The organism is Lysinibacillus capsici (genome assembly GCF_020217405.1).
Lineage (GTDB): Bacteria > Bacillota > Bacilli > Bacillales_A > Planococcaceae > Lysinibacillus > Lysinibacillus capsici.
In genome coordinates this window covers 4538648-4563466 of record NZ_CP084108.1, presented here as the reverse complement: position 1 = coordinate 4563466, position 24819 = coordinate 4538648, and the positions used below count along the sequence as shown (strand labels likewise).

Annotated in this window: 37 protein-coding genes and 2 pseudogenes; 38 read left to right on the top strand and 1 reads right to left on the bottom strand. The window is 38.8% G+C overall.

All coding sequences use genetic code 11. The features are described 5' to 3' along the window. The first annotated feature begins 29 nt into the window (after positions 1–29). The 37 genes and pseudogenes from rpsJ (at position 30) to LCP48_RS22490 (ending at position 22530) form a co-directional block, all read left to right on the top strand. Positions 30–338, top strand: a complete 309-nt coding sequence (gene rpsJ, locus LCP48_RS22670) for a 30S ribosomal protein S10 (RefSeq protein ID WP_004233624.1) — start codon at positions 30–32, stop codon at positions 336–338. A gap of 45 nt (positions 339–383) precedes the next feature. Next, entirely contained in the window at positions 384–1013 is a 630-nt protein-coding gene (gene rplC, locus LCP48_RS22665; protein WP_004233625.1) for a 50S ribosomal protein L3, read from the top strand. Between the two features lie 26 nt (positions 1014–1039). Continuing rightward, complete coding sequence (gene rplD, locus LCP48_RS22660) at positions 1040–1663, top strand: 50S ribosomal protein L4 (RefSeq protein WP_004233626.1); 624 nt, start codon at positions 1040–1042, stop codon at positions 1661–1663. Next, the gene (gene rplW / locus LCP48_RS22655; protein WP_004233628.1) at positions 1663–1947 is read left to right on the top strand and encodes a 50S ribosomal protein L23; all 285 of its coding nucleotides are present in this window, start codon (positions 1663–1665) and stop codon (positions 1945–1947) included. The genes rplD and rplW overlap by 1 nt, the downstream gene beginning before the upstream one ends. 47 nt (positions 1948–1994) lie before the next feature. Beyond that, positions 1995–2825 (top strand): 50S ribosomal protein L2, encoded by an 831-nt coding sequence (gene rplB / locus LCP48_RS22650; protein WP_009373990.1) that lies wholly within the window; start codon positions 1995–1997, stop codon positions 2823–2825. A gap of 60 nt (positions 2826–2885) precedes the next feature. Continuing rightward, positions 2886–3164, top strand: coding sequence for a 30S ribosomal protein S19 (gene rpsS / locus LCP48_RS22645; RefSeq protein WP_004233637.1), 279 nt, complete (start codon positions 2886–2888; stop codon positions 3162–3164). A 22-nt stretch (positions 3165–3186) separates the two neighbouring features. Further along, entirely contained in the window at positions 3187–3531 is a 345-nt protein-coding gene (rplV, locus tag LCP48_RS22640) for a 50S ribosomal protein L22 (RefSeq protein ID WP_004233639.1), read from the top strand. Positions 3532–3534: 3 nt separating this feature from the next. Continuing rightward, positions 3535–4188, top strand: coding sequence for a 30S ribosomal protein S3 (gene rpsC / locus LCP48_RS22635; protein WP_004233642.1), 654 nt, complete (start codon positions 3535–3537; stop codon positions 4186–4188). 1 nt (position 4189) lies between these two features. Next, positions 4190–4624, top strand: a complete 435-nt coding sequence (rplP, locus tag LCP48_RS22630; RefSeq protein ID WP_004233644.1) for a 50S ribosomal protein L16 — start codon at positions 4190–4192, stop codon at positions 4622–4624. Continuing rightward, positions 4614–4814 carry a 50S ribosomal protein L29 gene (rpmC, locus tag LCP48_RS22625; RefSeq protein ID WP_004233646.1) on the top strand — a complete coding sequence of 67 codons (201 nt, stop codon included), beginning with the start codon at positions 4614–4616 and terminating at the stop codon, positions 4812–4814. The genes rplP and rpmC overlap by 11 nt, the downstream gene beginning before the upstream one ends. Before the next feature lie 18 nt (positions 4815–4832). Further along, on the top strand, positions 4833–5096 hold the full coding sequence (rpsQ, locus tag LCP48_RS22620; protein ID WP_004233648.1) for a 30S ribosomal protein S17: 264 nt from the start codon (positions 4833–4835) through the stop codon (positions 5094–5096). Between the two features lie 43 nt (positions 5097–5139). Continuing rightward, positions 5140–5508: a 50S ribosomal protein L14 gene (gene rplN, locus LCP48_RS22615; RefSeq protein ID WP_004233650.1), complete on the top strand. Its 369-nt coding sequence runs from the start codon at positions 5140–5142 to the stop codon at positions 5506–5508. A gap of 35 nt (positions 5509–5543) precedes the next feature. Next, positions 5544–5852: a 50S ribosomal protein L24 gene (gene rplX, locus LCP48_RS22610; RefSeq protein WP_004233652.1), complete on the top strand. Its 309-nt coding sequence runs from the start codon at positions 5544–5546 to the stop codon at positions 5850–5852. A 28-nt stretch (positions 5853–5880) separates the two neighbouring features. Further along, positions 5881–6420 carry a 50S ribosomal protein L5 gene (gene rplE, locus LCP48_RS22605; RefSeq protein ID WP_004233654.1) on the top strand — a complete coding sequence of 180 codons (540 nt, stop codon included), beginning with the start codon at positions 5881–5883 and terminating at the stop codon, positions 6418–6420. Between the two features lie 21 nt (positions 6421–6441). After that, a complete protein-coding gene (locus LCP48_RS22600) occupies positions 6442–6627 on the top strand; it encodes a type Z 30S ribosomal protein S14 (protein WP_004233656.1) in 186 nt (61 codons plus the stop codon). A gap of 29 nt (positions 6628–6656) precedes the next feature. After that, positions 6657–7055 (top strand): 30S ribosomal protein S8, encoded by a 399-nt coding sequence (rpsH, locus tag LCP48_RS22595; protein WP_004233658.1) that lies wholly within the window; start codon positions 6657–6659, stop codon positions 7053–7055. Positions 7056–7085: 30 nt separating this feature from the next. Then, the gene (gene rplF, locus LCP48_RS22590) at positions 7086–7625 is read left to right on the top strand and encodes a 50S ribosomal protein L6 (protein WP_004233660.1); all 540 of its coding nucleotides are present in this window, start codon (positions 7086–7088) and stop codon (positions 7623–7625) included. 32 nt (positions 7626–7657) lie between these two features. Continuing rightward, a complete protein-coding gene (gene rplR, locus LCP48_RS22585; protein ID WP_004233662.1) occupies positions 7658–8017 on the top strand; it encodes a 50S ribosomal protein L18 in 360 nt (119 codons plus the stop codon). 21 nt (positions 8018–8038) lie between these two features. Beyond that, a complete protein-coding gene (rpsE, locus tag LCP48_RS22580; protein WP_004233664.1) occupies positions 8039–8542 on the top strand; it encodes a 30S ribosomal protein S5 in 504 nt (167 codons plus the stop codon). A 13-nt stretch (positions 8543–8555) separates the two neighbouring features. Continuing rightward, complete coding sequence (gene rpmD, locus LCP48_RS22575; RefSeq protein ID WP_004233668.1) at positions 8556–8738, top strand: 50S ribosomal protein L30; 183 nt, start codon at positions 8556–8558, stop codon at positions 8736–8738. Between the two features lie 34 nt (positions 8739–8772). Beyond that, a complete protein-coding gene (rplO, locus tag LCP48_RS22570; protein ID WP_004233670.1) occupies positions 8773–9213 on the top strand; it encodes a 50S ribosomal protein L15 in 441 nt (146 codons plus the stop codon). Then, on the top strand, positions 9213–10508 hold the full coding sequence (gene secY / locus LCP48_RS22565; protein WP_004233672.1) for a preprotein translocase subunit SecY: 1296 nt from the start codon (positions 9213–9215) through the stop codon (positions 10506–10508). The genes rplO and secY overlap by 1 nt, the downstream gene beginning before the upstream one ends. Positions 10509–10578: 70 nt before the next feature. Continuing rightward, complete coding sequence (locus LCP48_RS22560; protein ID WP_004233689.1) at positions 10579–11232, top strand: adenylate kinase; 654 nt, start codon at positions 10579–10581, stop codon at positions 11230–11232. Positions 11233–11481: 249 nt separating this feature from the next. Next, positions 11482–11559 (top strand): annotated as a pseudogene (locus LCP48_RS22555) (type I methionyl aminopeptidase); the annotation flags it as partial. An 86-nt stretch (positions 11560–11645) separates the two neighbouring features. Beyond that, a complete protein-coding gene (gene infA, locus LCP48_RS22550; protein ID WP_004233690.1) occupies positions 11646–11864 on the top strand; it encodes a translation initiation factor IF-1 in 219 nt (72 codons plus the stop codon). A 37-nt stretch (positions 11865–11901) separates the two neighbouring features. Continuing rightward, entirely contained in the window at positions 11902–12015 is a 114-nt protein-coding gene (gene rpmJ / locus LCP48_RS22545) for a 50S ribosomal protein L36 (protein ID WP_000868344.1), read from the top strand. 24 nt (positions 12016–12039) lie between these two features. Beyond that, positions 12040–12405, top strand: coding sequence for a 30S ribosomal protein S13 (rpsM, locus tag LCP48_RS22540; protein WP_004233729.1), 366 nt, complete (start codon positions 12040–12042; stop codon positions 12403–12405). A gap of 25 nt (positions 12406–12430) precedes the next feature. Then, positions 12431–12820, top strand: a complete 390-nt coding sequence (rpsK, locus tag LCP48_RS22535; protein ID WP_004233731.1) for a 30S ribosomal protein S11 — start codon at positions 12431–12433, stop codon at positions 12818–12820. Positions 12821–12959: 139 nt separating this feature from the next. After that, on the top strand, positions 12960–13904 hold the full coding sequence (locus LCP48_RS22530; protein ID WP_004233733.1) for a DNA-directed RNA polymerase subunit alpha: 945 nt from the start codon (positions 12960–12962) through the stop codon (positions 13902–13904). Between the two features lie 57 nt (positions 13905–13961). After that, positions 13962–14342, top strand: coding sequence for a 50S ribosomal protein L17 (gene rplQ / locus LCP48_RS22525; RefSeq protein WP_004233734.1), 381 nt, complete (start codon positions 13962–13964; stop codon positions 14340–14342). A 427-nt stretch (positions 14343–14769) separates the two neighbouring features. Continuing rightward, positions 14770–15615, top strand: a complete 846-nt coding sequence (locus LCP48_RS22520) for an energy-coupling factor ABC transporter ATP-binding protein (protein WP_004233736.1) — start codon at positions 14770–14772, stop codon at positions 15613–15615. Continuing rightward, positions 15591–16463 (top strand): energy-coupling factor ABC transporter ATP-binding protein, encoded by an 873-nt coding sequence (locus LCP48_RS22515; protein ID WP_009374005.1) that lies wholly within the window; start codon positions 15591–15593, stop codon positions 16461–16463. Before LCP48_RS22520 ends, LCP48_RS22515 begins: the two co-directional genes overlap by 25 nt. Next, the gene (locus tag LCP48_RS22510) at positions 16460–17257 is read left to right on the top strand and encodes an energy-coupling factor transporter transmembrane component T family protein (protein WP_009374009.1); all 798 of its coding nucleotides are present in this window, start codon (positions 16460–16462) and stop codon (positions 17255–17257) included. The genes LCP48_RS22515 and LCP48_RS22510 overlap by 4 nt, the downstream gene beginning before the upstream one ends. A 13-nt stretch (positions 17258–17270) precedes the next feature. After that, positions 17271–18011, top strand: coding sequence for a tRNA pseudouridine(38-40) synthase TruA (gene truA, locus LCP48_RS22505; RefSeq protein ID WP_004233740.1), 741 nt, complete (start codon positions 17271–17273; stop codon positions 18009–18011). 178 nt (positions 18012–18189) lie between these two features. Next, positions 18190–18627: a 50S ribosomal protein L13 gene (gene rplM, locus LCP48_RS22500; RefSeq protein ID WP_004233742.1), complete on the top strand. Its 438-nt coding sequence runs from the start codon at positions 18190–18192 to the stop codon at positions 18625–18627. 25 nt (positions 18628–18652) lie between these two features. Beyond that, positions 18653–19045 (top strand): 30S ribosomal protein S9, encoded by a 393-nt coding sequence (gene rpsI / locus LCP48_RS22495; RefSeq protein ID WP_004233744.1) that lies wholly within the window; start codon positions 18653–18655, stop codon positions 19043–19045. Between the two features lie 428 nt (positions 19046–19473). Then, positions 19474–22530 (top strand): sensor histidine kinase, encoded by a 3057-nt coding sequence (locus tag LCP48_RS22490; protein WP_225340533.1) that lies wholly within the window; start codon positions 19474–19476, stop codon positions 22528–22530. A gap of 258 nt (positions 22531–22788) precedes the next feature. Here the strand turns inward: LCP48_RS22490 and LCP48_RS22485 are convergent, their stop codons facing one another. Beyond that, the gene (locus LCP48_RS22485; protein WP_225340532.1) at positions 22789–23394 is read right to left on the bottom strand and encodes an ankyrin repeat domain-containing protein; all 606 of its coding nucleotides are present in this window, start codon (positions 23392–23394) and stop codon (positions 22789–22791) included. A gap of 586 nt (positions 23395–23980) precedes the next feature. Between LCP48_RS22485 and LCP48_RS22480 the strand changes: the two are divergent. After that, a pseudogene (locus LCP48_RS22480) lies at positions 23981–24808 on the top strand (DUF4822 domain-containing protein); the annotation flags it as partial. Positions 24809–24819: the final 11 nt, after the last annotated feature.

Genomic DNA, 24819 nt, shown 5'->3' with positions numbered 1-24819 from the left:
TAGAAAATAGGCGAGAAGGAGGGAAAATAATGGCAAAACAAAAGATTCGTATTCGTTTAAAAGCGTATGATCACCGTATTTTAGATCAATCTGCTGAGAAAATTGTGGAAACTGCAAAACGTTCAGGTGCAAGTGTATCAGGTCCGATTCCACTTCCAACTGAGAAGTCTGTGTACACAATTCTTCGTGCTGTTCACAAGTACAAAGATTCTCGTGAACAATTCGAAATGCGTACGCATAAACGTCTGATCGATATCGTTAACCCAACACCACAAACTGTTGACGCGTTAATGAAACTTGATTTACCATCTGGCGTTGATATCGAAATCAAACTTTAATGGTAAAAACAATATAACTTTTAAAACTTACAGGAGGTGTGACAAATGGCTAAAGGAATCTTAGGTAGAAAAATTGGTATGACACAAGTTTTCGCTGAAAACGGTGATTTAATCCCGGTAACAGTTATCGAAGCTACTCCAAACGTAGTTCTTCAAAAGAAAACTGTTGAAACAGACGGCTACGAAGCAATTCAAGTTGGTTTCGAAGACAAGCGCGTTAAGCTTTCTAACAAACCAGAACAAGGTCACGTAGCAAAAGCGAACACTGCTCCTAAGCGCTTCATTCGTGAATTCCGCAACGTGAACGTGGAAGAATACGAAGTTGGTCAAGAAGTCAAAGTAGAAATTTTCGCAGAAGGCGATGTAATCGATGTAACAGGAGTTACTAAAGGTAAAGGTTTCCAAGGTGTTATCAAACGCCACGGACAATCTCGTGGTCCTATGGCCCACGGTTCTCGTTACCACCGTCGTCCTGGTTCAATGGGTCCAGTTGCTCCGAACCGCGTATTCAAACAAAAGAAATTACCTGGTCAAATGGGTGGCAATGTAGTTACAATCCAAAACTTAGAAATCGTGAAAGTTGACACAGATCGTAACTTACTACTTGTTAAAGGTAATGTTCCTGGTTCTAAAAAAGCTCTAGTTACAGTAAAAACTGCAATTAAAGCTAAGTAATCACTTAAGGAAAGGAGGAAACAGGAATGACAAAAGTATCTGTACTTAGTCAAACAGGTGCTTCAGTTGGTGAAATCGAATTAAACGATGCGATCTTCGGAATCGAGCCAAATGAAGCAGTATTATTCGACGCAGTAGTTGCTCAACGCGCTTCTCTTCGTCAAGGTAATCACAAGGTTAAAAACCGTTCTGAGGTTGCTGGTGGTGGTCGTAAACCATGGCGTCAAAAAGGAACTGGTCGTGCTCGTCAAGGTTCTATCCGTTCTCCACAATGGCGCGGCGGTGGTATCGTATTCGGTCCTACTCCACGTAGCTATTCTTATAAATTACCTAAAAAAGTTCGTCGTTTAGCTCTTAAATCTGCTTTATCAGCTAAAGTAGTAGAACAAAACTTCTTAGTTCTTGATGCTCTAACTCTAGCAGCACCAAAAACAAAAGAATTCACAAAAATCCTTAAAGATCTTTCTTTAGAGAAAAAATCTTTATTCGTAACTGCTGACCTAGATGAAAACGTAGCATTATCTGCTCGTAACATCCCAGGTGTAACAGTTTTAACTGCAAATGGAATCAACGTTCTTGATCTATTAGGTCATGATAAAGTTGTATTCACTAAGTCTGCAGTAGAAAAAGTTGAGGAGGTGCTTGGATAATGGAAGCACGTGATATTTTAAAACGTCCGGTCATTACTGAGCGTTCTTCAGAACTTATGGCAGAGAAAAAGTATACTTTCGAAGTAGACACTCGCGCTAACAAAACTCAAGTAAAAGACGCTGTAGAAGAAATCTTTGGCGTAAAAGTTGAGAAAGTAAACGTTCTTAACTACAAAGGTAAATTCAAACGCGTAGGCCGTTACGGTGGTTACACTAACAAACGTCGTAAAGCGATCGTTAAATTAACTGCTGATAGCAAAGAAATTGAATTATTCGAAATGTAATCCTAACGGATTTATGATTTGAACACTCAAGAAGGAGGGAAAACACAATGGCGATTAAAAAGTATAAACCTACCTCTAATGGTCGTCGTAACATGACGTCATTAGACTTTGCGGAAATTACAACTAACAAGCCTGAGAAATCATTGCTTGAACCAACTAAACGCAAAGCTGGTCGTAACAACCAAGGTAAAATCACTGTTCGTCATCATGGTGGTGGTCATAAGAAGCAATACCGTGTTATCGATTTCAAACGTGTTAAAGATGGCATTCCGGCAAAAGTTGCTACTATTGAATATGATCCAAACCGTTCTGCGAATATCGCATTAATCAACTACGCTGATGGAGCAAAAGCTTACATCTTAGCACCAAAAGGTCTAGAGGTTGGTCAAACAATCGTTTCTGGTCCAGATGCTGATATTAAAGTAGGTAACACATTACCATTAGCAAACATTCCAATGGGTACTACAATCCATAACATCGAGTTAAAACCTGGTAAAGGCGGACAATTAGTACGTTCAGCTGGTACTTCTGCGCAAGTACTTGGTCGTGAAGATAAGTACGTTATCGTTCGTTTACAATCTGGTGAAGTACGTTTAGTTTTAGCTACTTGCCGCGCTACAATCGGTCAAGTTGGTAACGAACAACACGAACTTGTACACATCGGTAAAGCAGGTCGTAGCCGTTGGTTAGGTAAACGCCCAGAAGTTCGTGGTTCTGTAATGAACCCTAACGATCACCCACACGGTGGTGGTGAAGGACGTTCTCCAATCGGACGTAAATCACCAATGACTCCTTGGGGTAAACCAGCACTTGGTTACAAAACTCGCAAGAAGAAAAACAAATCGGATAAATTTATCATCCGTAGTCGTAAAAAATAAAGTGGTTAAACTACGGTTCTATGTGAGAGCCGTGGTGGAATCACGGAGGGAGGTTCCTACATGGGTCGCAGCTTGAAAAAAGGACCTTTTGTCGATGACCACTTAATGAAAAAAGTGGAAGCGCAAGAGGCTTCTGAGAAAAAACAAGTTATCAAAACTTGGTCACGCCGTTCTACAATCTTCCCGAACTTCATCGGTTTAACGATTGCTGTATATGATGGACGTAAACATGTTCCTGTATACGTAACAGAAGATATGGTAGGCCATAAACTTGGTGAGTTCGCACCGACACGTACTTATAAAGGTCACGGTGCAGACGACAAGAAAACAAGACGCTAATTTTGAGAGGAGGTAAATCCTAATGACACAAGCTAAAGCTATCGCTCGTACAGTACGCATTGCTCCTCGCAAAGTACGTCTAGTTGTAGACTTAATCCGAGGTAAGCAAGTTGGTGAAGCAGTTGCAATTTTACGTCATACTCCAAAAGCGGCGTCTCCAGTCGTTGAGAAAGTATTAAAATCTGCAGTTGCTAACGCTGAGCACAACTACGATCTTGACATCAACTCTTTAGTAGTTTCTGAAGTATTCGTTGACGAAGGTCCAACTTTAAAACGTTTCCGTCCACGTGCACAAGGACGTGCAAGCGCAATTAACAAACGCACAAGCCACATTACTCTAGTGGTATCTGAGAAGAAGGAGGGTTAATCCGTGGGTCAAAAAGTACATCCAATAGGACTACGCGTTGGTATTATTCGTGACTGGGAGTCAAAATGGTACGCTGAAAAAGACTATGCAACTCTACTTCACGAAGACATCAAAGTGCGTAAATATATTGAAACGGCTCTTAAAGACGCTTCAGTTTCTAAAGTAGAAATCGAACGTGCTGCAAACCGTGTAAACATTACAATTCACACTGCGAAACCAGGTATGGTAATCGGTAAAGGTGGTACTGAAGTTGAAAACCTTCGTAAATACCTTAGCGATTTAACTGGTAAACGTGTACACATCAACATTATTGAAATCAAACGTGCAGATCTTGACGCTCGTCTAGTAGCTGAAAACATCGCTCGTCAATTAGAAAATCGTGTATCATTCCGTCGTGCGCAAAAGCAAGCGATCCAACGCACAATCCGCGCTGGTGCAAAAGGAATTAAAACACAAGTATCTGGTCGTTTAGGTGGCGCTGATATCGCGCGTGCTGAACACTATAGTGAAGGAACTGTTCCACTTCATACTCTACGTGCTGACATCGATTATGCACACGCAGAAGCTGATACTACTTACGGTAAATTAGGCGTTAAAGTATGGATCTACCGTGGTGAAGTTCTTCCTACGAAGAAATCTGTGGAAGGAGGCAAATAATATGTTATTGCCTAAACGCGTTAAATACCGTCGTGAACACCGCGGCAACATGCGTGGCGAAGCGAAAGGCGGTAAAGAAGTAACTTTCGGCGAATGGGGCTTACAAGCTCAAACTGCTAGCTGGATTACTAACCGTCAAATCGAATCTGCTCGTATCGCGATGACTCGTTACATGAAACGTGGCGGTAAAGTTTGGATTAAAATCTTCCCACATAAACCTTACACTAAAAAACCTCTAGAAGTCCGCATGGGTTCTGGTAAAGGTTCTCCTGAAGGTTGGGTAGCAGTAGTTAAACCAGGAAAAGTAATGTTCGAAATTGCTGGCGTATCTGAAGAAGTTGCACGTGAAGCACTTCGTTTAGCATCACACAAACTTCCTGTTAAATGTAAGATCGTAAAACGTCAAGAAACTGGTGGTGAATCTAATGAAAGCTAATGAAATCCGTGACCTTGCTACTTCTGAAATAGAATTAAAAGTGAAATCACTGAAAGAAGAGCTTTTCAACCTTCGCTTCCAATTGGCGACTGGTCAATTAGAAAACACAGCTCGTATTCGTGAAGTGCGTAAAGCAATCGCGCGTATGAAAACTGTTATTCGTGAAAGAGAAATCAGTGCAAATAACTGATAAAGGAGGTTTTCAAGTATGACTGAGCGCAATCAACGCAAAGTTTACACGGGCCGCGTTGTTTCAGATAAAATGGACAAAACTGTTACTGTTTTAGTTGAAACTTACAAAAAGCACAAGCTTTATGGTAAGCGTGTAAAATACTCTAAAAAGTTTAAAGCTCATGATGAGTTAAACACAGCGAAAATCGGTGATATCGTACGTATCATGGAAACTCGCCCGCTATCAGCTACTAAACGTTTCCGTCTAGTAGAAGTTGTAGAAAAAGCGGTTATTATTTAATAACTATTTCGGAACAACCAATTTCCGAAGGGAGGTAACCTAAGTGATCCAACAAGAAAGTCGTATGAAAGTTGCTGACAACTCAGGTGCACGTGAAGTTCTTACAATTAAAGTGCTTGGTGGCTCTGGCCGTAAAACTGCTAACATCGGTGATATCGTTGTTTGTACAGTTAAGAAAGCAACACCAGGTGGCGTTGTCAAGAAGGGTGACGTTGTTAAAGCTGTTATCGTTCGTACTAAATCAGGCGTTCGTCGTAAAGACGGCACGTACATCAAATTTGATGAAAATGCTTGTGTAATTATTCGTGATGATAAATCACCACGCGGAACTCGTATTTTCGGACCTGTTGCACGTGAACTACGTGACAGCAACTTCATGAAAATCGTTTCTCTAGCTCCAGAAGTTCTTTAATTTCATGACAGTGCCAATCAAGGAGGTGCGACAGCATGCATGTAAAAAAAGGTGACAAGGTTAAGGTAATCACTGGTAAGGATAAAGGCAAAGAAGGCGTAATCCTTGCTGCTTTCCCAAAACAAGATCGCGTTCTTGTTGAAGGTGTGAATATCGTGAAAAAACACGTTAAACCTAACCAATTGAATCCACAAGGTGGTATTGTTAGCCAAGAGGCTGCAATTCACGTTTCGAACGTAATGCTAATCGATCCTAAATCTGGCGAGCCGACTCGTGTAGGTTATAAAATCGAAAACGGTAAAAAAGTTCGTGTAGCAAAAAAATCAGGTGCAGTAATCGACTAATTAGTATAAATAGAAGGGAGGTACACACATGAGCCGCCTAAAAGAAAAATATTTAAATGAAGTTTCTCCAGCTCTTATGAGCAAATTTGGATATAAATCAGTTATGCAACTACCGAAAGTTGAGAAAATCGTTATCAACATGGGTGTTGGTGATGCAGTTCAAAACTCTAAAGCGTTAGATGCAGCTGTTGAAGAATTAACAATTATCACTGGTCAAAAACCAGTAGTAACTAAAGCTAAAAAATCGATCGCAGGTTTCCGTCTTCGTGAAGGTATGCCTATCGGTGCTAAAGTTACATTACGCGGTGAGCGTATGTATGAATTCTTGGACAAATTAATTTCTATCTCACTACCTCGTGTACGTGACTTCCGTGGTGTTTCTAAAAAAGCATTCGATGGTCGCGGTAACTACACTCTAGGTGTTAAAGAACAATTAATTTTCCCAGAAATCGATTACGATAAAGTTTCAAAAGTACGCGGTATGGACATCGTGATCGTAACGACAGCGAACTCTGACGAAGAAGCTCGCGAGTTATTGACACAATTCGGTATGCCGTTCCAAAAGTAATCAAACAAGGAGGGCGAAAACGTGGCTAAAAAATCTATGATCGTTAAACAACAACGTAAGCAAAAGTTTAAAGTGCAAGAGTATACACGTTGTGAACGCTGTGGTCGTCCACATTCAGTATATCGCAAATTCAAACTTTGCCGTATTTGTTTCCGAGAACTTGCATATAAGGGACAAATTCCTGGCGTGAAAAAAGCCAGCTGGTAATCCCCTAATTTGGGAAGGAGGTAAATGTAATGACAATGACTGATCCGATTGCAGATATGCTTACTCGCATTCGTAATGCGAACATGGTTCGTCACGAGAAGTTAGAAGTACCAGCTTCCAACGTGAAAAAAGAAATCGCTGAAATTTTAAAGCGTGAAGGTTTCGTACGTGACGTAGAATACGTGGAAGACAACAAACAAGGTATCATCCGTATTTTCTTAAAATATGGAAAAGATAACGAGCGCGTTATCACTGGCTTAAAACGTATTTCTAAACCTGGTTTACGTGTATATGCTAAAACAAATGAAGTACCTAAAGTATTGAACGGTCTTGGTATCGCTTTAGTGTCAACTTCACAAGGTTTATTAACAGATAAAGAAGCTCGCGCTAAACAAGTTGGCGGAGAAATTCTAGCATACGTTTGGTAATTAGCAATAAATGAATGGAGGTGCAACTAAATGTCTCGTGTAGGTAAAAAAATTATCGAGGTACCTGCTAACGTAACTGTTACTGTTGATGCAAACAACACTGTTACTGTTAAAGGTCCTAAAGGCGAACTTGTTCGTTCTTTCCACCAAGATATGAAAATTGAGCAAGAGGGTAACGTAATCACTGTAGTACGTCCTTCTGATTCAAAAGAACACCGCACAAACCACGGTACTACTCGTGCGCTTCTTGCGAACATGGTTACTGGTGTTTCTGCAGGTTTCGAAAAAGCTTTAGAACTTATCGGTGTTGGTTACCGTGCGCAATTACAAGGTAATAAACTTGTACTTAACGTAGGTTACTCTCATCCAGTAGAGTTCACACCTGAAGATGGTCTACAAATTGAAGTTCCTTCAAACACTAAAATCATCGTTAAAGGTATTAGCAAAGAACGCGTTGGTGCTCTTGCATCTAACATCCGTGACGTTCGTCCACCAGAGCCTTATAAAGGTAAAGGTATTCGTTATGAAGGCGAATATGTTCGTCGTAAAGAAGGTAAAACAGGTAAATAATGCAGCTTAAGCATTAGAAAGGAGTGACCCTTGTGATTACGAAACAAGATAAAAATCAGGTTCGTAAAAAACGTCATGCTCGCGTACGTTCTAAAATTTCGGGTACTGCTCAGCGTCCACGCTTAAACGTATTCCGTTCTAATAAGAACATTTACGCGCAACTTATCGATGACGTAGCAGGCGTAACAATTGTTAGCGCATCTTCTCAAGAAAATGGTTTCGAAGGTGCTGGTAGCAATGTTGACGCAGCAACTAAAGTCGGTGAAACAATCGCAAAACGCGCTGCGGAAAAAAATATTACTGCTGTAGTATTTGACCGTGGTGGTTACTTATATCATGGACGTGTTAAAGCTTTAGCTGAAGCTGCACGTGAGAACGGTTTAGAATTTTAATAAGAAGGAGGGACACATTTCATGAGTCGTATTGACGCAAACAAACTTGGAGAACTTGAAGAACGCGTAGTTACTATTAACCGCGTTGCTAAAGTTGTTAAAGGTGGACGTCGCTTCCGCTTCACAGCATTAGTTGTAGTTGGCGATAGAAACGGTCATGTAGGTTTCGGAACTGGTAAAGCTCAAGAGGTGCCAGATGCTATCCGCAAAGCTGTTGAAGATGCGAAGAAAAACTTAATCGAAGTGCCACGCGTAGGTGGAACAACTCCACACTTAGTGCAAGGTCGCTTTGGTGCAGGAGAAATCCTAATCAAACCTGCTGCTCCTGGTACAGGGGTTATCGCTGGTGGTCCAGTACGTGCTGTACTAGAACTTGCTGGTATTACTGATATTCTTTCAAAATCACTTGGATCTAACACACCAATTAACATGGTGCGTGCAACAATTCAAGGTTTAACTGAATTAAAACGCGTAGAGGACGTAGCTAAATTACGTGGTAAATCAGTGGAAGAACTATTAGGATAAGGGGGGAAAGATAATGGCTAACAAATTAGAAATCACCCTTACTAAATCTGTGATTGGTACTAAACCTGCACAACGCAAAACTGTTGAAGCTTTAGGTTTACGTAAATTACACCAAACTGTAGAGAAAGCTGATAACGCAGCTACTCGCGGTATGCTTGATAAAGTAGCTCACTTAGTTACTGTAAAAGAAATTTAATTTCCAATTATTGAACAAGGAGGTGCCACCCACTATGAAACTGCATGAGTTAAAACCAGCAGAAGGTTCTCGTAAGCAACGCAACCGCGTTGGTCGTGGTATCGGTTCTGGTAACGGTAAAACAGCAGGTAAAGGTCATAAAGGTCAAAACGCTCGTTCTGGTGGCGGTGTACGCCCAGGCTTTGAAGGCGGTCAGAACCCATTATTCCGTCGTTTACCAAAACGTGGCTTTACGAACATTAACCGTAAAGAATACGCGATCGTTAACCTTGATGCTTTAAACCGTTTCGAAGACGGTGCAGAGGTAACTGCTGCATTATTACTTGAAACTGGTCTAGTGAGCAATGAAAAAGCTGGAATTAAAGTTCTAGGCAACGGAACTCTTAATAAAAAGCTTACTGTCAAAGCTCATAAATTCTCAGCTTCAGCGAAAGAAGCAATCGAGAATGCCGGCGGAACTACTGAGGTGATTTAATGTTTCAGACAATCTCTAACTTTATGCGTGTTCGAGATATAAGAAATAAAATCATTTTCACACTTTTAATGTTAATCGTTTTTCGTATTGGAACTTTCATTCCAGTACCTAACGTTGACGCTAATGTATTAAAGGCAACTGATGAGTTTAACCTCGTTGGTTTCCTCAATACTTTTGGCGGTGGTGCTTTAAAGAACTTCTCTATCTTTGCGATGGGGATTATGCCTTACATCACAGCCTCAATTATTGTTCAGTTATTGCAAATGGACGTAGTACCGAAGTTTGCTGAGTGGGCAAAGCAAGGTGAAGTCGGGAGACGTAAACTTGCGCAATTTACACGCTACTTTACTATTATTCTTGCTTTTATTCAATCATTCGCGATGTCATTTGGTTTTAATAGAATGTATGGCGGGTCATTGATTAAGGAAGAAGGAGTTTTAACATATGTTATAATCTCTATTGTATTAACAGCGGGTACAGCATTCCTAGTATGGCTTGCTGATCAAATTACTGCGCATGGCGTTGGTAATGGTATTTCTGTTGTAATCTTCGCAGGTATCGTTGCGGCATTACCTACAGGTATCAACCAAATCTATGCACAACAAATCGAGGGTGCTGGTGATAAGCTATTTATCAACCTAATTATCCTTGGTCTACTTGTTTTAATCTTGCTTGCGGTTGTTATTGGAGTTATCTACGTGCAACAAGCACTACGTAAAATTCCAATTCAATATGCAAAACGAGTTACTGGGCGAAATCAACAAACTGGTGGTCAACAAACTCATTTACCGTTAAAAGTAAATGCTGCAGGGGTTATTCCTGTAATCTTTGCTTCAGCGTTTCTGATGACACCTCGTACGTTAGTTCCGTTCTTCGGTGAAAATAATGTTACAACATTCATTAATAACACGTTTGATCATACAAAACCTGTTGGAATGATTATTTATGTGGCATTAATCATCGCATTCACATATTTCTATGCATTCGTACAAGTGAATCCAGAAAATGTGGCAGATAACTTGAAAAAGCAAGGTGCTTATATTCCAGGTATTCGTCCTGGTGAAAACACTCAAACGTATTTAACAAGCGTGTTATATCGTCTGACATTTGTCGGCGCGATTTTCTTAACTGTTATTTCAGTAATGCCGGTTATATTCATAAACTTTATGAATCTACCTGCCTCAGTGCAGATCGGTGGTACTAGTATTATTATCGTAGTCGGCGTAGCGCTCGAAACGATGAAGCAGCTAGAATCTCAACTTGTTAAACGTCACTACAAAGGCTTTATGAAATAATGTTGGTTTTTAGGGAACGTTCCATCGTTTCCTTTAATCAGCAAACCTTTTGTGGGAGGAATATTTCCTAATGAATATCGTTTTAATGGGTCTGCCAGGTGCTGGTAAAGGTACTCAGGCAGATAAAATTGTTGAGAAGTACGCAATTCCTCATATTTCTACAGGCGATATGTTCCGTGCTGCAATTAAAGAAGGTACTGAACTAGGCTTACAAGCTAAGTCGTTTATGGATCAAGGTGCACTTGTACCTGATGAAGTAACGATTGGTATTGTTCGTGAGCGACTGGCTAAACCTGATTGTGAAAAAGGATTCTTATTGGATGGTTTCCCACGTACTGTTCCTCAAGCTGAAGCCTTAGATAGCATTCTTGCTGATCTAGGTAAAGCTATTGAGCATACATTAAACATTCAAGTTGAAAAGGATGAGTTAATTGCTCGTCTTTCAGGTAGACGTATTTGTAAAACTTGTGGTACATCCTATCATTTAATTTTCAATCCTCCTGCTGAGGAAGGGAAATGTGATAAAGATGGTGGCGAGCTTTATACACGTGCAGATGATAATCCTGAAACGGTTGCGAACCGTCTGGAAGTAAATATGAAACAAGCACAACCTTTACTTGATTTCTATCAAGCTAAAGGCGTGTTAACTAATATAGATGGACAGCAAGATATTAACAAAGTGTTTGCTGATCTTGATGCTCTATTACAGAGCAGCCGCAGCTGATACCCGGCTCCGGGCGCAGAGTACTGCTTCCGCGGGAGGCATGCGGGAGCAACAACGAAACATAATTTTTTTGAGAGTTGCAAAAGCATATTGTGCCCGGTATATATTTCTTCTCAAAAGTGCAACATATCTTTTGGAGGAGTATAATGGGTTTCGTGGAAGCATCTGTGTAACGGGTATGAATATCTCATCCAAGACATTCCGGTATTCGTGTAAACATGGGAGATTCAGTGCCCTTACTGGTTCTGTATATTCCGTGGATTGTGTGAAGCGAAACCAGACGAGCGTCTTTCAAACATCTCTCATACAATCCAAACATATGTTGAAACGAGGTTGCTTCTAAAGTTGCAGCAGATATCCGTTTGATGTAACGATGAGAACTTTAATTTGCATATAGAGAGGAGACAGAGTAGATGGCGAAAGATGATGTAATTGAAGTCGAAGGGACAGTTGTTGAGACTTTGCCAAACGCGATGTTTAAGGTAGAATTAGAAAATGGACATGTGATTCTAGCACACGTATCTGGTAAGATTCGTATGCACTTTATCCGTATTCTACCTGGAGATAAGGTTACTATTGAGTTATCTCCTTATGATTTAACTCGCGGTCGTATCACATACCGTTTTAAATAATCTTTTGCGCTCCGGACTACTAAGGAGGTTAGGTTAGATGAAAGTGAGACCATCTGTGAAACCGATCTGCGAAAAATGTAAAGTAATTCGCCGACGCGGTAAAGTAATGGTAATCTGTGAAAATCCTAAACATAAACAAAAACAAGGTTAATTCTAAAGGAGGTGCACAACGTACATGGCACGTATTGCTGGTGTTGATATTCCTCGCGACAAACGCGTGGTAATTTCATTAACGTACATTTTCGGTATTGGTAAAACTACAGCTCAGAAAGTACTAGCTGATGCAGGTATTTCAGAAGATACTCGCGTACGCGACTTAACTGAAGATGAGTTAAACAAAATCCGTGAACAATTAGATTCTTACAAACTTGAAGGTGACTTACGTCGCGAAACTTCATTAAATATTAAACGTCTGATGGAAATCGGTTCATTCCGTGGTATCCGTCACCGTCGTGGCTTACCTGTTCGTGGTCAAAATACGAAGAACAATGCGCGTACGCGTAAAGGTCCTCGTAAAACAGTTGCGAACAAGAAAAAATAATTGGTAAAGGAGGTTCCTTCTTAACATGGCTCGTAAACAACAAACTCGTAAACGTCGTGTGAAAAAGAATATCGAATCTGGTATCGCACACATTCGTTCTACATTTAACAATACAATTGTAACGATTACAGATATGCAAGGTAACGCTGTATCTTGGTCAAGTGCTGGTGCTCTTGGTTTCCGTGGTTCACGTAAATCTACACCATTCGCTGCTCAAATGGCTGCAGAAACTGCTGCTAAAACATCCCTTGAACATGGTCTGAAAACGTTGGAAGTAACTGTTAAAGGTCCTGGTGCTGGTCGTGAAGCTGCAATTCGTGCACTTCAAGCTGCTGGTTTAGAAGTAACTGCTATTAAAGACGTTACTCCAGTTCCTCATAATGGTTGCCGTCCGCCAAAACGTCGTCGCGTGTAATGGGTGCGTCTCATATTGTATGAGAACATCATTTTTTGTACAGACTGTCTTGTGCAGATAATAAACGATACGTCATTGACGATCGAATCTATGATGGAAAGAACCTATACATTCGATGTTTTGAAGGAGGGTAAATAAAATGATCGAAATTGAAAAACCAAAGATTGAAACGGTGGAGATCAGCGAAGATTCCAAATATGGAAAGTTTGTTGTAGAACCGCTTGAACGCGGATATGGAAACACTTTGGGTAATTCTTTACGTCGTATCCTTCTGTCTTCATTACCAGGAGCTGCTGTCACTTCAATTCAAATTGATGGTGTTCTTCACGAATTCTCAACTGTAGAAGGCGTAGTAGAAGATGTAGCTTCAATCATTTTGAACGTGAAAAAACTAGCTCTTAAAATCTACTCTGACGAAGAAAAAGTTATTGAGATTGATGTTAAAGGCGATGGTACAGTTACGGCTGCTGACATTACACATGACAGTGACGTAGAAATTTTAAACCCAGATCTATATATTGCAACAATCGCTAAAAACGGTCATTTACGTATGCGTATGTATGCACAACGCGGCCGTGGTTACACTCCTGCTGATCAAAACAAACGTGAGGATCTTCCTATCGGCGTGATCCCGATCGACTCTATTTACACTCCAGTATCACGCGTCAATTTCCAAGTGGAAAATACTCGTGTTGGTCAGTCCTCTGACTACGACAAACTTTCTCTTGATGTGTGGACAGATGGCAGCATCGGTCCGAAAGAGGCGATTTCGCTCGGAGCAAAAATTTTAACCGAGCATCTTAACATCTTCGTTGGCATGACAGATGAGGCACAAACTGCTGAAATCATGGTCGAAAAAGAAGAAGATCAAAAAGAAAAAGTTTTAGAGATGACTATTGAAGAACTTGATCTTTCTGTTCGTTCTTATAACTGTTTAAAACGCGCTGGTATTAATACAGTACTAGAACTTGCGAATAAATCAGAAGACGATATGATGAAAGTTCGTAACCTTGGACGTAAGTCATTAGAAGAAGTAAAAGCGAAGTTAGAAGAGCTTGGTTTAGGATTACGCAAAGAAGACTAAGCGATTTAAACACAACTAACAAGATCAGATTTTTTTCTATAAAGGAGGGAAACATCCATGGGTTACAGAAAACTTGGTCGTACAAGTTCTCAACGTAAAGCGATGTTACGTGACTTAGCTACTGATTTAATCATCAACGAGCGTATCGAAACTACTGAGGCTCGCGCTAAAGAAGTACGTAAAGCTGTTGAAAAAATGATTACTTTAGGTAAACGCGGAGATTTACATGCACGCCGTCAAGCAGCTGCATTCATCCGTCGTGAACTAGTAACAACGACTGATGCAGAAGGTAACGAATCAACATCATTTGCACTTCAAAAGTTATTTGATGATGTTGCGCCACGTTATGCTGAGCGTCAAGGTGGTTACACTCGTATTCTTAAAGTAGGTCAACGTCGTGGCGACGGTGCACCTGTTGTTGTGATTGAACTAGTTTAATCATAAGAGAAAACTTGTGGTGAAGAGGGTGGGAATCACCACCCTCTTTCTTTATAAATGATTTATACGACAAATAATTAAGCTGAGCGTTATGATGAGCGGACACTTATTCGTGTGGCGTCTCGTTTAGCTCTCCGCACCTCATTCAGGAGAAATAAGGGCTTGAGCACCCATATTTCTTGTAAATGTAACGACTAGCGCATTTCTATCGAATGAGGTGCGCGCTTTTTTATTAGATTAGATGGCGCCAATTTGTGGTGCTTTTTTTCATATATGGGTGTTATTTTGTTATATTTACAAAACCAATATCAATTTGAGTTGTTATTGTAGTATTTTTCTTTTACCGACATACGGATTGTAGTAGAATTCATACATAAAAAAGTGTAAGTTAATTAGTAGAGCTGAGCGTAGGAGAGGAGTTCTAGATATGTCTGAAATTTTATCTTTAAATAATGTAACTTTTTCATATACACCAGAAAATCCAAATAGTCGTAATGCTGTTGAAAATGTTAGCTTTGCGGTGGAAGAAGGTGAATGGATTGCTATTGTAGGACATAATGGTTCTGGTAAATCCACCATTGCCAAGCTGATGAATGGTTTATTGTTTCCTCAACAGGGAGATGTACGAATACTGCGCGAACCCTTGAATGAAGAAAATCTTTGGGAATCTCGCTCTTTAATGGGAATGGTTTTTCAAAACCCTGACAATCAATTCGTTGGAGCAACGGTACAGGATGATGTAGCATTTGCTTTGGAAAACAACGGTATCCCCTTTGAAGAAATGGTAAAACGTGTACATGCGGCACTCGAACAGGTAAAAATGAGTGAGTTCTTAGACCATGAGCCACATCATTTATCTGGTGGACAAAAACAGCGTGTAGCCATTGCTGGGGCACTTGCATTAAAGCCGAAGCTTTTAATTTTAGATGAGGCTACATCCATGTTAGATCCTCAGGGTCGTGCAGAGGTTTTACAAACGGTTCAAACATTACGTGCAGAAACAGGATTAACAGTATTATCTATTACTCATGATTTAGAAGAGGCAATGTTAGCGGATCGTGTTCTTTTTATGAATGAGGGTAAGAAATTTGCAGAAGGTACACCTGCTGAAATCTTTGCACTTGGGGACAAGCTAGTTGAATTTGGACTAGATTTGCCATTTGCCTTGAAGTTATCAAAGCTATTGCAAAAGGAAGGTGTTCCATTAATGGGGCAACATATGACAGAAGAAGAGTTGGTGAATGATTTATGGACATCAAACTTCAACAAGTAAGCTATGCCTATGCACAAGGAACACCCTTTGAAAAACGGGCATTATTCGATGTGGATTTTAACATTCCATCTCATACTTATCAAGCGATAATTGGCCATACCGGTTCTGGAAAATCTACGATTCTGCAGCATTTTAACGCGCTTCTAAGACCTACTTCAGGAGAAGTACATATAGGAGATCGTCAAATTGTAGCTGGGAAAAAGGCAAAGGATTTAAAAGCTGTAAGACAAAAGGTTGGCATTGTCTTTCAATTTCCAGAGCATCAACTATTTGAAGAAACCGTGTTGAAGGACATTATGTTTGGCCCAATGAACTTTGGTATATCAGAGGAGGAGGCTGAAGCTCGTGCAAGAGAACTTGTCAGCTTAGTTGGTTTGCCAGATAATGTTTTGGATAAATCACCGTTTGATTTATCAGGTGGTCAAATGCGTCGAGTAGCGATTGCAGGTGTTTTGGCGATGGACCCTGAGGTTATTGTCTTAGATGAACCGACAGCGGGTCTTGATCCACGAGGTCAAAAAGAAATTATGGATATGTTTTATCAGCTCCATCAAGAACGTCATCTTACAACCATTCTAGTAACCCATAGTATGGAGGATGCCGCTCGATATGCAGATAATATTGTGATCATGCATGAAGGAAAGAATGTTTTAAGTGGATCACCCCGAGTTATTTTTAAAGATGTTGAAACATTAAAGAAATTCCGTTTAGAGCCACCACGTATTGTTCGCTTTCAGCAAAAGATTGAGCACATGATGGGGCATTCCTTGTCTAAGATTTGCTTAACAGAGGAAGAGCTTGCTGCTGAAATTGCTCAAGCACTTAGAGAGGAGCGTGCAGAGTCATGATGGAAAAAATGATCTTTGGTCGCTTCTTACCTGGTGATTCACCGGTACACAAACTTGATCCACGATCAAAGCTGATCTTTGTGTTCGCCTTTATTATTATTGTGTTTTTAGCCAATAATACCGTGACATATGCTATGTTACTCGCATTCACGCTACTGATTGTATTAGTATCGCGTATTCGTCTATACTTTTTAATAAATGGACTCAAACCAGTACTCTTTTTAATGGCCTTCACATTCCTGCTCCATATTTTTATGACAAAGGAAGGCGTCCCTGTGTTTGAATCTAAATTCATTACGATTTATGACGAAGGGATTAGGCGGGGAATATTTATCTCAATTCGTTTTCTAGTATTAGTATTTATGACGTCAATCTTAACGTTAACTACATCACCGATTTCCATTACGGACGGTATTGAGGTTCTACTGAATCCCTTAAAAGCAATAAAAGTACCCGTTCATGAATTGGCTTTAATGATGTCCATCTCATTACGTTTTATTCCAACCTTAATGGATGAGACGGATAAAATTATGAAGGCACAAATGGCAAGGGGTTCTGATTTATCATCTGGACCAATTAAGGACCGTATAAAGGCTGTAGTGCCATTGCTTGTGCCTCTCTTTGTCAGTGCATTTAAACGGGCTGAAGATTTAGCAACAGCGATGGAAGTAAGAGGCTATCGCGGTGGTGAAGGACGCACTAGGTACCGTAGGTTAAAATGGGATATGGGGGACACATTTACGATTGTGTTATTAGTAGCAATAGGCGTATTGCTATTCTTCTATAGAAGTTAAAGGAGTAGGCTATATGCGACGATTAAAAGTAATTATAAGCTATGATGGCACACTTTTTTCGGGCTATCAGGTACAGCCAGGGGAGCGCACAGTGCAGGCTGAGCTTGAACGTGTTCTAGCCATTATGCATAAGGGAGAACAGGTTAAGGTAACTGCAAGTGGTCGTACAGATGCTAAAGTACATGCGACAGGGCAAACATTGCATTTCGACACATCACTTGCGATTCCAGCAGAAAAGTATCGAAAGGCTTTGAATGTGCAACTGCCAAGAGATATTCGTGTATTATCGGTAGAGGAAGTGGCACATGACTTTCATGCGCGTTACGATGTGGCTGGCAAAAGATATCGCTATATTTGGTCTTGTGAGCCTATCCAAAGTCCATTCCGCAGATACTATACAGTGGAGACAAATGGGGTCAAACCTAACGTAGAGGCGATGCAAGAGGCAGCTAAGGCTATTACTGGTACACATGACTTTTCTTGTTTTTGTGCGGCGAATACAAGCGTGAAAGATAAAGTACGCACAGTAACATTGTTGCAATTTGAATGGCATGGTGAAGAGCTACATATGGTGATTGAAGGGAATGGCTTCTTATATAATATGGTACGTATTATTGCAGGTACTCTTTGGGAGGTTGGGATAGGTCGACGTAAGGTTGACAATGTGTCCCAGGTAGTTGCTTCAGGTAATCGTGATAAGGCGGGAAAAACCGCACCACCACAAGGGCTATACTTAGAAAAAGTGTTCTATTAGTGGCGTTCTACAATTCTGAACAACTTCACCAGGTGTTTAATGAAATTGCTTGACTTTAAAAGTCATTCATTATATGATAACAGATGGTATTTTCATTACCACCACAAATAAGCCCCGAAACTTATAGTGTAGTCTAATGAAAAATAACGGTAATCGAATCGATTAGGAGGATATATACATGCGTACAACATTCATGGCTAAAGGTCACGAAGTAGACCGTAAATGGTTAGTAGTTGATGCAGAAGGCCAAACTCTTGGACGTTTAGCTTCTGAAGTAGCTGCAATCTTACGTGGTAAACATAAACCAACATTCACACCAAACGTTGACACAGGTGATCACGTAATCATCATCAACGCTGACAAAATCCATTTAACTGGTAACAAATTAGAGGGTAAACTATACCGTCACCACACTCAATTTGCGGGTGGTTTAAAAACACGTACTGCTGGTGAAATGCTAGATAAGTACCCAACAAGAATGATCGAATTAGCAGTTAAAGGAATGCTTCCTAAAAACTCTTTAGGTCGCAAAATGTTCACTAAACTTAATGTTTACACTGGAACAGAGCATCCACATGCTGCACAAAAACCAGAAGCATACGAGCTTCGCGGATAATATAAATTAAGAGGAGGATATTACTTTGGCACAAGTTCAATACATCGGCACTGGTCGCCGTAAAAGCTCTGTAGCTCGCGTACGTTTAGTACCAGGTACAGGTAAAATTGTTATCAACAAACGTGAAATCGAAGAATACGTACCATTCGCTGCATTACGCGAAGTAATTAAACAACCATTAGTAGCTACTGAAACTACAGGAAGCTATGATATCCACGTAAACGTTAACGGTGGTGGATACACTGGTCAAGCTGGTGCTGTTCGTCACGGTATCGCTCGTGCTCTACTTCAAGTAGACCCAGATTTCCGTGCTGCATTAAAATCAGCTGGATTACTTACTCGTGATTCACGCATGAAAGAACGTAAAAAACCAGGTCTACGCGGCGCTCGTCGTGCACCTCAGTTCTCAAAACGTTAATATCGTTGTTATATCAACGATTTCAAGCTCTTCTCAGGTTTACCTGAGAGGAGCTTTTTTTACGTTGATAACAAAAATAATACCCCTTGATTAAAAATCAATGTAGTTTTGAAAAAGGGAAAAGAGATTTGAAGCAAGAATGGATGAAAACTATTAAGAATTTCAGCATTACTTTGTAGATACATGTGAGAAGCCTATGAGACATTCGCGAGGATCACTTAATGTCAAACATCATTCAAATCAGTGATAGTAATCCATACTAGACGATGCATTTACAATATAGTTTGTTCAGAATTTGTTTAACAGCCCTATGATAGGATGCGTAAGAGGACCGATATGAGAAATACAGGTGATGGTCATATTGCATAATGGATTTCATTCTAGTTTGATGTTACATATAATTGTGTTCAAGTAGGGGAGGGGTGAAAGTGAAAAAAAATATTAGCATTACTTTGACCATTATCATGCTATTTATTATCGTATATTTTATTGGCAATGGAGAGTATTTTGTTAGTAGTAGTCAGCCGATTGCGCAGAATGGGATCGTTACGATTGAAGAAAAAGAACTACAAGAAAAGACTATTTTAAAACTAGATGGAGAATGGTCTTTCTATCCAAATATCTTAATATCATCAAGTGACTCATTCAACGCGTATGAGAGCAAGAAAATACCAATTAAGGTGCCAGATACTTGGAATAGCTTTGTAGAACCAAATGAGGAAGGACTTACTGTAGGGACGTATCATGTTAAGATAAATGTACCAGTTGAAGGGGAATATGGATTATACATTCGTTCAATTCGTCAATCTAACCGTGTTTTCATAAATGGAGAAGATGTAGGTAGTATGGGGAATCCGAGTGAAACCTTAAAGGCCTTTAAGTTCGAAAATGATGATAAATATACGGTGTTTGCACAAAGTGAGAATCTAATGCTTGATATAGTAATTCATGTTGGAAATTATAATTATCCAAAAGCTGGTATTACTTTTCCTATTGAGTTTGGAACAAAGGATGCTATTCAAAGAGATTTTAGCATGAAAATTTTAGCAGAATCGTTTGTATGTATTGGTTATATTGTATTCGGTGCGATTTATATTATATCGTATAGTCAAAATCGGAAGCGTAAAGAAGAATTGTTTTTGGGGTTATTCACTATATTATTTGGACTGTACATGTCGTTTACTAATGAAAAAATATTTTTTCTTATTTTTACACATTTAACTATAAATGAGCAAGTACGTTTACAATTAGGGATTTTACCACTTGTTGATGTTTGTTTAGCATTATTTCTCTTTTATTTGTATCCAGAGTTTATGAGGAAAAAAGCGATTTATATTATTAGTATTTTGTTAGGTTTACTTTTTTTTATCTATGGGGTTTACAACCCGATTACAAAGAATAGTATGAATATACCAATAGAAAATCTAGTTCTATCACAAATAATCTTTGCAGTAATTTTTATTCCAGTTGGGCTTTATAATGTGTTTGTGCTATTACGTGTGCTTATGAAAGGTGTAGATGGCTCACGTTATATTCTAATTCTTTTAGTATCTCTTACTTGTTATACTTTTTTAATGGTAATGTATTACATTTTTGATATACCTATGGTTTATAGTGAACAATTATTGTTTATTTTTACACTATATAGTTTTGCATCTCTGCTTAGCTTCCGAGCAAATACATCTTTTAAGGAAGTTCAAGCGTTATCGGAAGAGCTCTTGATGCATAATCAAATGAAGGATGAGTTTTTATTGAAAACGTCTCATGAATTACGTACGCCTTTAAATGGTATTTTAAATATATCCAAATCATTAATGGAAGGTTTACAAGGACCTTTAAAGCGTGAGCAACAAGAAAATGTCATTTTAATACATAATGTCGCGCAACGTTTAGGTTATTTAGTAGAGGATTTATTGATCTCTTCGAATCATATGACCAGAGAAGTTCGTGTTACCCCTCGTGTTGTGCCGATAAGCGTAATTGATGAAGTAATTGAGGAAATTCGTAGTTTACTGTCGAGTGATACATCTATAAGGTTAATCAGTGCAGTAGATTCTAATTTACCTCATATGTATACAGATGAATTACGATTGAAACAAGTGCTTTATAATTTACTCTATAATGCTCTGCAACATACAAAGCATGGACAAATTACAGTCTTAGCTAGTGTACGTAATGATTATATGGAAATACAAGTAAGCGATACTGGAATTGGTATACCATCACAAGACTTAGATCGAATTTTTAATTCTTTTTATCAAGTAAAGAAAGGTAAAAAAAGTGGGGGTCTTGGGTTAGGATTAAGTATCTCAAAAAATATAGTAGAACAGTTAAATGGGGAAATTCATGTAACAAGTACATTAGGTGTTGGAACAATTTTTACATTTACGGTGCCACTTGCCACACTCGAAAAACTAGATATTGAAACACAACACCAGATAGGAAATCGAGCAGATAATACTATACTACAGCTAGATTTACCATTACTGCATAAAGGTAATGACAAAGCCATACTCATTGTTGATGATGATCATGTGAATATAAAAGTACTAGTGGACGTATTAATTCAAAAAGGCTATACCGTTATTGGAGTAGATAATGGGTTTGAAGCGATAGATTATATAAAGAAACATAAAGTAGATTGTATGTTAGTCGATTTAATGATGAATGGTATGTCAGGCTATGAATTATGCAAACAAGTACGAAAGCAATACGATATGTTGGAATTACCGATTATAGTTTTAACAGCAATTATGCAGCATTCGGATTTAGTGCTATCTTTACAAGTTGGGGCAAATGATTATCTGCAAAAACCGATTGCGATGGATGAATTACTAGTGCGTATTCAATCATTACTAGCGGTTCGACAATCTTCCATTGATGCGATTGAAGATGAAATGAATTATTTATATGCGCAAGTAACGCCTCATTTTGTCTACAATACACTTAACACTATTATCGGCTTAAGCTATACAAATATAGAGAATACACGAGAGGCGTTATACAGTTTAGCCACCTATTTCCGTGCCAAGCTAAATGTCCATTATCGTAACAGCATGGTTTCAATAGAAGATGAAATAGATCTTGTAAAAGCATATCTCTATATTGAAAAAATGCGCTTTGGTGATCGTCTTACAGTTGCGTATGATATTGATGAGTCCATTCAATCTTTGATTCCAGCATTATCAATTCAGCCTATAGTTGAAAATGCAGTTTTTCACGGGATTTCGAAGAAAAAAGAAGGTGGTACTATTGAGGTGAGTGTGCAACGAGAAGGTCAATTTATACGTATTAAAATTGATGATAATGGGGTCGGTATCTCAGAAGAAAAGTTGCAACGATTAGTAAATGAAGAAAACTCACGTATTGGATTTACGAATCCTTTGAAAAAATTTAAGCTTATGAGAAATGCCAGTTTTCGTATATATAGTGAAGAAGGAAAAGGAACTACTGTTATTATTCTATTACCAGAAGAGAATTCGTAACCTTTACAAATGGCGTACCGTTTAAAGATGATTTGGTCTTTACGGAGTCAGAGGCAGACGAAACATCTATCCTAAGACTCTTTCTACTTTCGAGGAAAGAGTCTTTTTGTCATTCCATCATAAAAAGCAATCTGTGAAGTAACCCAAAGATTGCTTAACGTTATTTCTTTTGAAATTGCAGGTGAAATTGATGCAACAGGTAAGCTAATTCCGAAGTGAGGCCATCTAGAAAAGTATATGAAAATATCTCCTATAGTGTTAACTGTTATTTCGTTCGGGTACAGCTTCTTTTAAAATTTGCTCAATCTCATAAAAGCCTAGTTTTTTTGCATGCTGCAATGGTGTGACACCATCTTGATCTCCAATAGTTATATCAGCACCATGATCCACCAATAATTGCACAATTTCTTGATGTTTCTCCCCACCATTGCCTAATATGACTGCCTCCAATAGAGCTGTCCAATGCAAATTATTAATGTGATTGACATGAATGTCCGAGTGATTAAGTAGCTCTCGGACCACCTCAACATGTCCACGTTCGGATGCAGGGATGATGGCAATTCCACCAAAGCGATTAGTTAGCTTTGTATCTGCCCTTGCAGATAGGGCAAGTTTAACGATTTCTAAATAGCCTGATGCCCCTGCATGTAAAAGTACGTTTTCAAGGTTATTATCTCTAATATTAATATCAGCACCATGTTGAATGAGCACCTTCACAGTATCCACCTGGTTATTATAAGTGGCAGCTAAGACAGGGGTTCTTCCATTGTGATCCGTTGTATTAATATTGATGCCTTTTTGCAGAAGTGCTAATACTTTATCAGTATCACCGTTCGCTGCTGAAAGTATTAATTGATCATTCATTTTTCCACCCTCTTTTCTTTGGTTTAAAACAGCCAAATGACTAATGGTATATCACTGTAGCCTACTTTTCCGTTTATAAAAATATGGTAACATGTTGCGAATTATACGAGTAATATTAAAAAGATATGCTAGGCTTAGCTTTTTCCTATAATAAATAATGTTGAGGTACTCGTTTGTGAGAAATGTCCATCACCCATAAATTAAGTATATGTAGAAAAAAGTAAATAGCTTTTTACATAAACCTCACTATTAGTGTGCAGATTTTATATATATTAAAAATATTTTCGTATAAGTTTATGTTTTTTTAAGAAATTATTTAGGGGGAGTTTAATATTCCACTTTAATATAGTTTTTAGAAGGTACAACAAATCTTTCATTTTTAAATATTGTCATGATGGGTTTGATGTAACTCAAAATATAAACGAACCGATGGAGGTAAGTAGGTATGAAAAAATTATTAATAGTATCTGTTGCAGCTATTGCATTACTGGCAGCATGTCAAGATAAGGAGCCTGCTAAAGGCAATAAGACAAATAGTGAGGAAGTTAAAACAGAAAGTGCTGCAACAGAAAATACTTCCAAAGAGCAATTAACAAAGGGACAAGAAATGGCTAATATTCTAAGTGGTACAAATTGGCAAGGAACAAAAGTTTATGATCGAGATAACAATGATTTAACTGCGGAGAACGCAAACTTCATTGGCTTAGCAAAATATGATGCTCAGACAGGTCATTATGAGTTCTTTGACGCTGCTACTGGTAAAAGCCGTGATGATAAAGGGACATTCTTTATCACAAACGATGGGAAACAAAGAATAGTAATTTCAGAATCAAAAAACTACCAAGCTGTTGTCGAGATCACTGAGCTAAACGATAGTATCTTTACTTATAAGAGAATGGGTAAAGATGCTGCGGGCAATGATGTAGAAATATTCGTGGAACATATTCCATATAAAGAAAAAGAACTGGCATTTACTGATTCCGATAAAACGTTAGATGCTTCAACAGGTGAAATAGTTACAGACGTTGACGGAGATAAAATTCTAGCTGATACACTATGGCATGGAACAGTTGTGTTAGATGAAGCGGGTAATGATGTAACAGAATTCAATTCAAATTTCATTAGCATTGCAAAGTATGATGCAAATACAAATAAATATGAGTTCTTTAATCCTGAAACAGGTGAAAGTCGTGGAGACTATGGTTACTTTGATGTTACTCATGATAATAAAATAAGAGCGCATGTTTCTGTCGGTGATAATAAGTATGGTGTAGCTCTTGAAATTACAGAAATCAACGATAAGAAATTCACATATAAACGAACAGGTAAAGACAAAGATGGCAATAATCTAACTGTATTTGTAGAGCATGAGCCATATACAGGTGAATTTAGTCCTAATTTTACAATCCAATAAAATTGTTCTTC

Excerpts from the sequence above, each read along its gene's own strand:
- rpsS (WP_004233637.1), top strand. The coding sequence starts at position 2,886 with ATGGGTCGCAGCTTGAAAAAAGGACCTTTTGTCGATGACCACTTAATG.
- LCP48_RS22530 (WP_004233733.1), top strand. The coding sequence starts at position 12,960 with ATGATCGAAATTGAAAAACCAAAGATTGAAACGGTGGAGATCAGCGAA.
- LCP48_RS22485 (WP_225340532.1), bottom strand. The coding sequence starts at position 23,394 with ATGAATGATCAATTAATACTTTCAGCAGCGAACGGTGATACTGATAAA.
- rpsJ (WP_004233624.1), top strand. The coding sequence starts at position 30 with ATGGCAAAACAAAAGATTCGTATTCGTTTAAAAGCGTATGATCACCGT.
- rpmJ (WP_000868344.1), top strand. The coding sequence starts at position 11,902 with ATGAAAGTGAGACCATCTGTGAAACCGATCTGCGAAAAATGTAAAGTA.
- rplW (WP_004233628.1), top strand. The coding sequence starts at position 1,663 with ATGGAAGCACGTGATATTTTAAAACGTCCGGTCATTACTGAGCGTTCT.
- LCP48_RS22560 (WP_004233689.1), top strand. The coding sequence starts at position 10,579 with ATGAATATCGTTTTAATGGGTCTGCCAGGTGCTGGTAAAGGTACTCAG.
- rplV (WP_004233639.1), top strand. The coding sequence starts at position 3,187 with ATGACACAAGCTAAAGCTATCGCTCGTACAGTACGCATTGCTCCTCGC.
- rplB (WP_009373990.1), top strand. The coding sequence starts at position 1,995 with ATGGCGATTAAAAAGTATAAACCTACCTCTAATGGTCGTCGTAACATG.
- rplX (WP_004233652.1), top strand. The coding sequence starts at position 5,544 with ATGCATGTAAAAAAAGGTGACAAGGTTAAGGTAATCACTGGTAAGGAT.
- rplM (WP_004233742.1), top strand. The coding sequence starts at position 18,190 with ATGCGTACAACATTCATGGCTAAAGGTCACGAAGTAGACCGTAAATGG.
- rpsM (WP_004233729.1), top strand. The coding sequence starts at position 12,040 with ATGGCACGTATTGCTGGTGTTGATATTCCTCGCGACAAACGCGTGGTA.
- rpmD (WP_004233668.1), top strand. The coding sequence starts at position 8,556 with ATGGCTAACAAATTAGAAATCACCCTTACTAAATCTGTGATTGGTACT.
- LCP48_RS22515 (WP_009374005.1), top strand. The coding sequence starts at position 15,591 with ATGGACATCAAACTTCAACAAGTAAGCTATGCCTATGCACAAGGAACA.
- truA (WP_004233740.1), top strand. The coding sequence starts at position 17,271 with ATGCGACGATTAAAAGTAATTATAAGCTATGATGGCACACTTTTTTCG.
- LCP48_RS22520 (WP_004233736.1), top strand. The coding sequence starts at position 14,770 with ATGTCTGAAATTTTATCTTTAAATAATGTAACTTTTTCATATACACCA.
- rpmC (WP_004233646.1), top strand. The coding sequence starts at position 4,614 with ATGAAAGCTAATGAAATCCGTGACCTTGCTACTTCTGAAATAGAATTA.
- LCP48_RS22510 (WP_009374009.1), top strand. The coding sequence starts at position 16,460 with ATGATGGAAAAAATGATCTTTGGTCGCTTCTTACCTGGTGATTCACCG.
- secY (WP_004233672.1), top strand. The coding sequence starts at position 9,213 with ATGTTTCAGACAATCTCTAACTTTATGCGTGTTCGAGATATAAGAAAT.
- rplD (WP_004233626.1), top strand. The coding sequence starts at position 1,040 with ATGACAAAAGTATCTGTACTTAGTCAAACAGGTGCTTCAGTTGGTGAA.
- rpsE (WP_004233664.1), top strand. The coding sequence starts at position 8,039 with ATGAGTCGTATTGACGCAAACAAACTTGGAGAACTTGAAGAACGCGTA.
- rplP (WP_004233644.1), top strand. The coding sequence starts at position 4,190 with ATGTTATTGCCTAAACGCGTTAAATACCGTCGTGAACACCGCGGCAAC.
- rpsK (WP_004233731.1), top strand. The coding sequence starts at position 12,431 with ATGGCTCGTAAACAACAAACTCGTAAACGTCGTGTGAAAAAGAATATC.
- rplO (WP_004233670.1), top strand. The coding sequence starts at position 8,773 with ATGAAACTGCATGAGTTAAAACCAGCAGAAGGTTCTCGTAAGCAACGC.
- rplQ (WP_004233734.1), top strand. The coding sequence starts at position 13,962 with ATGGGTTACAGAAAACTTGGTCGTACAAGTTCTCAACGTAAAGCGATG.
- rplC (WP_004233625.1), top strand. The coding sequence starts at position 384 with ATGGCTAAAGGAATCTTAGGTAGAAAAATTGGTATGACACAAGTTTTC.
- rpsQ (WP_004233648.1), top strand. The coding sequence starts at position 4,833 with ATGACTGAGCGCAATCAACGCAAAGTTTACACGGGCCGCGTTGTTTCA.
- infA (WP_004233690.1), top strand. The coding sequence starts at position 11,646 with ATGGCGAAAGATGATGTAATTGAAGTCGAAGGGACAGTTGTTGAGACT.
- rplE (WP_004233654.1), top strand. The coding sequence starts at position 5,881 with ATGAGCCGCCTAAAAGAAAAATATTTAAATGAAGTTTCTCCAGCTCTT.
- rpsH (WP_004233658.1), top strand. The coding sequence starts at position 6,657 with ATGACAATGACTGATCCGATTGCAGATATGCTTACTCGCATTCGTAAT.
- rplF (WP_004233660.1), top strand. The coding sequence starts at position 7,086 with ATGTCTCGTGTAGGTAAAAAAATTATCGAGGTACCTGCTAACGTAACT.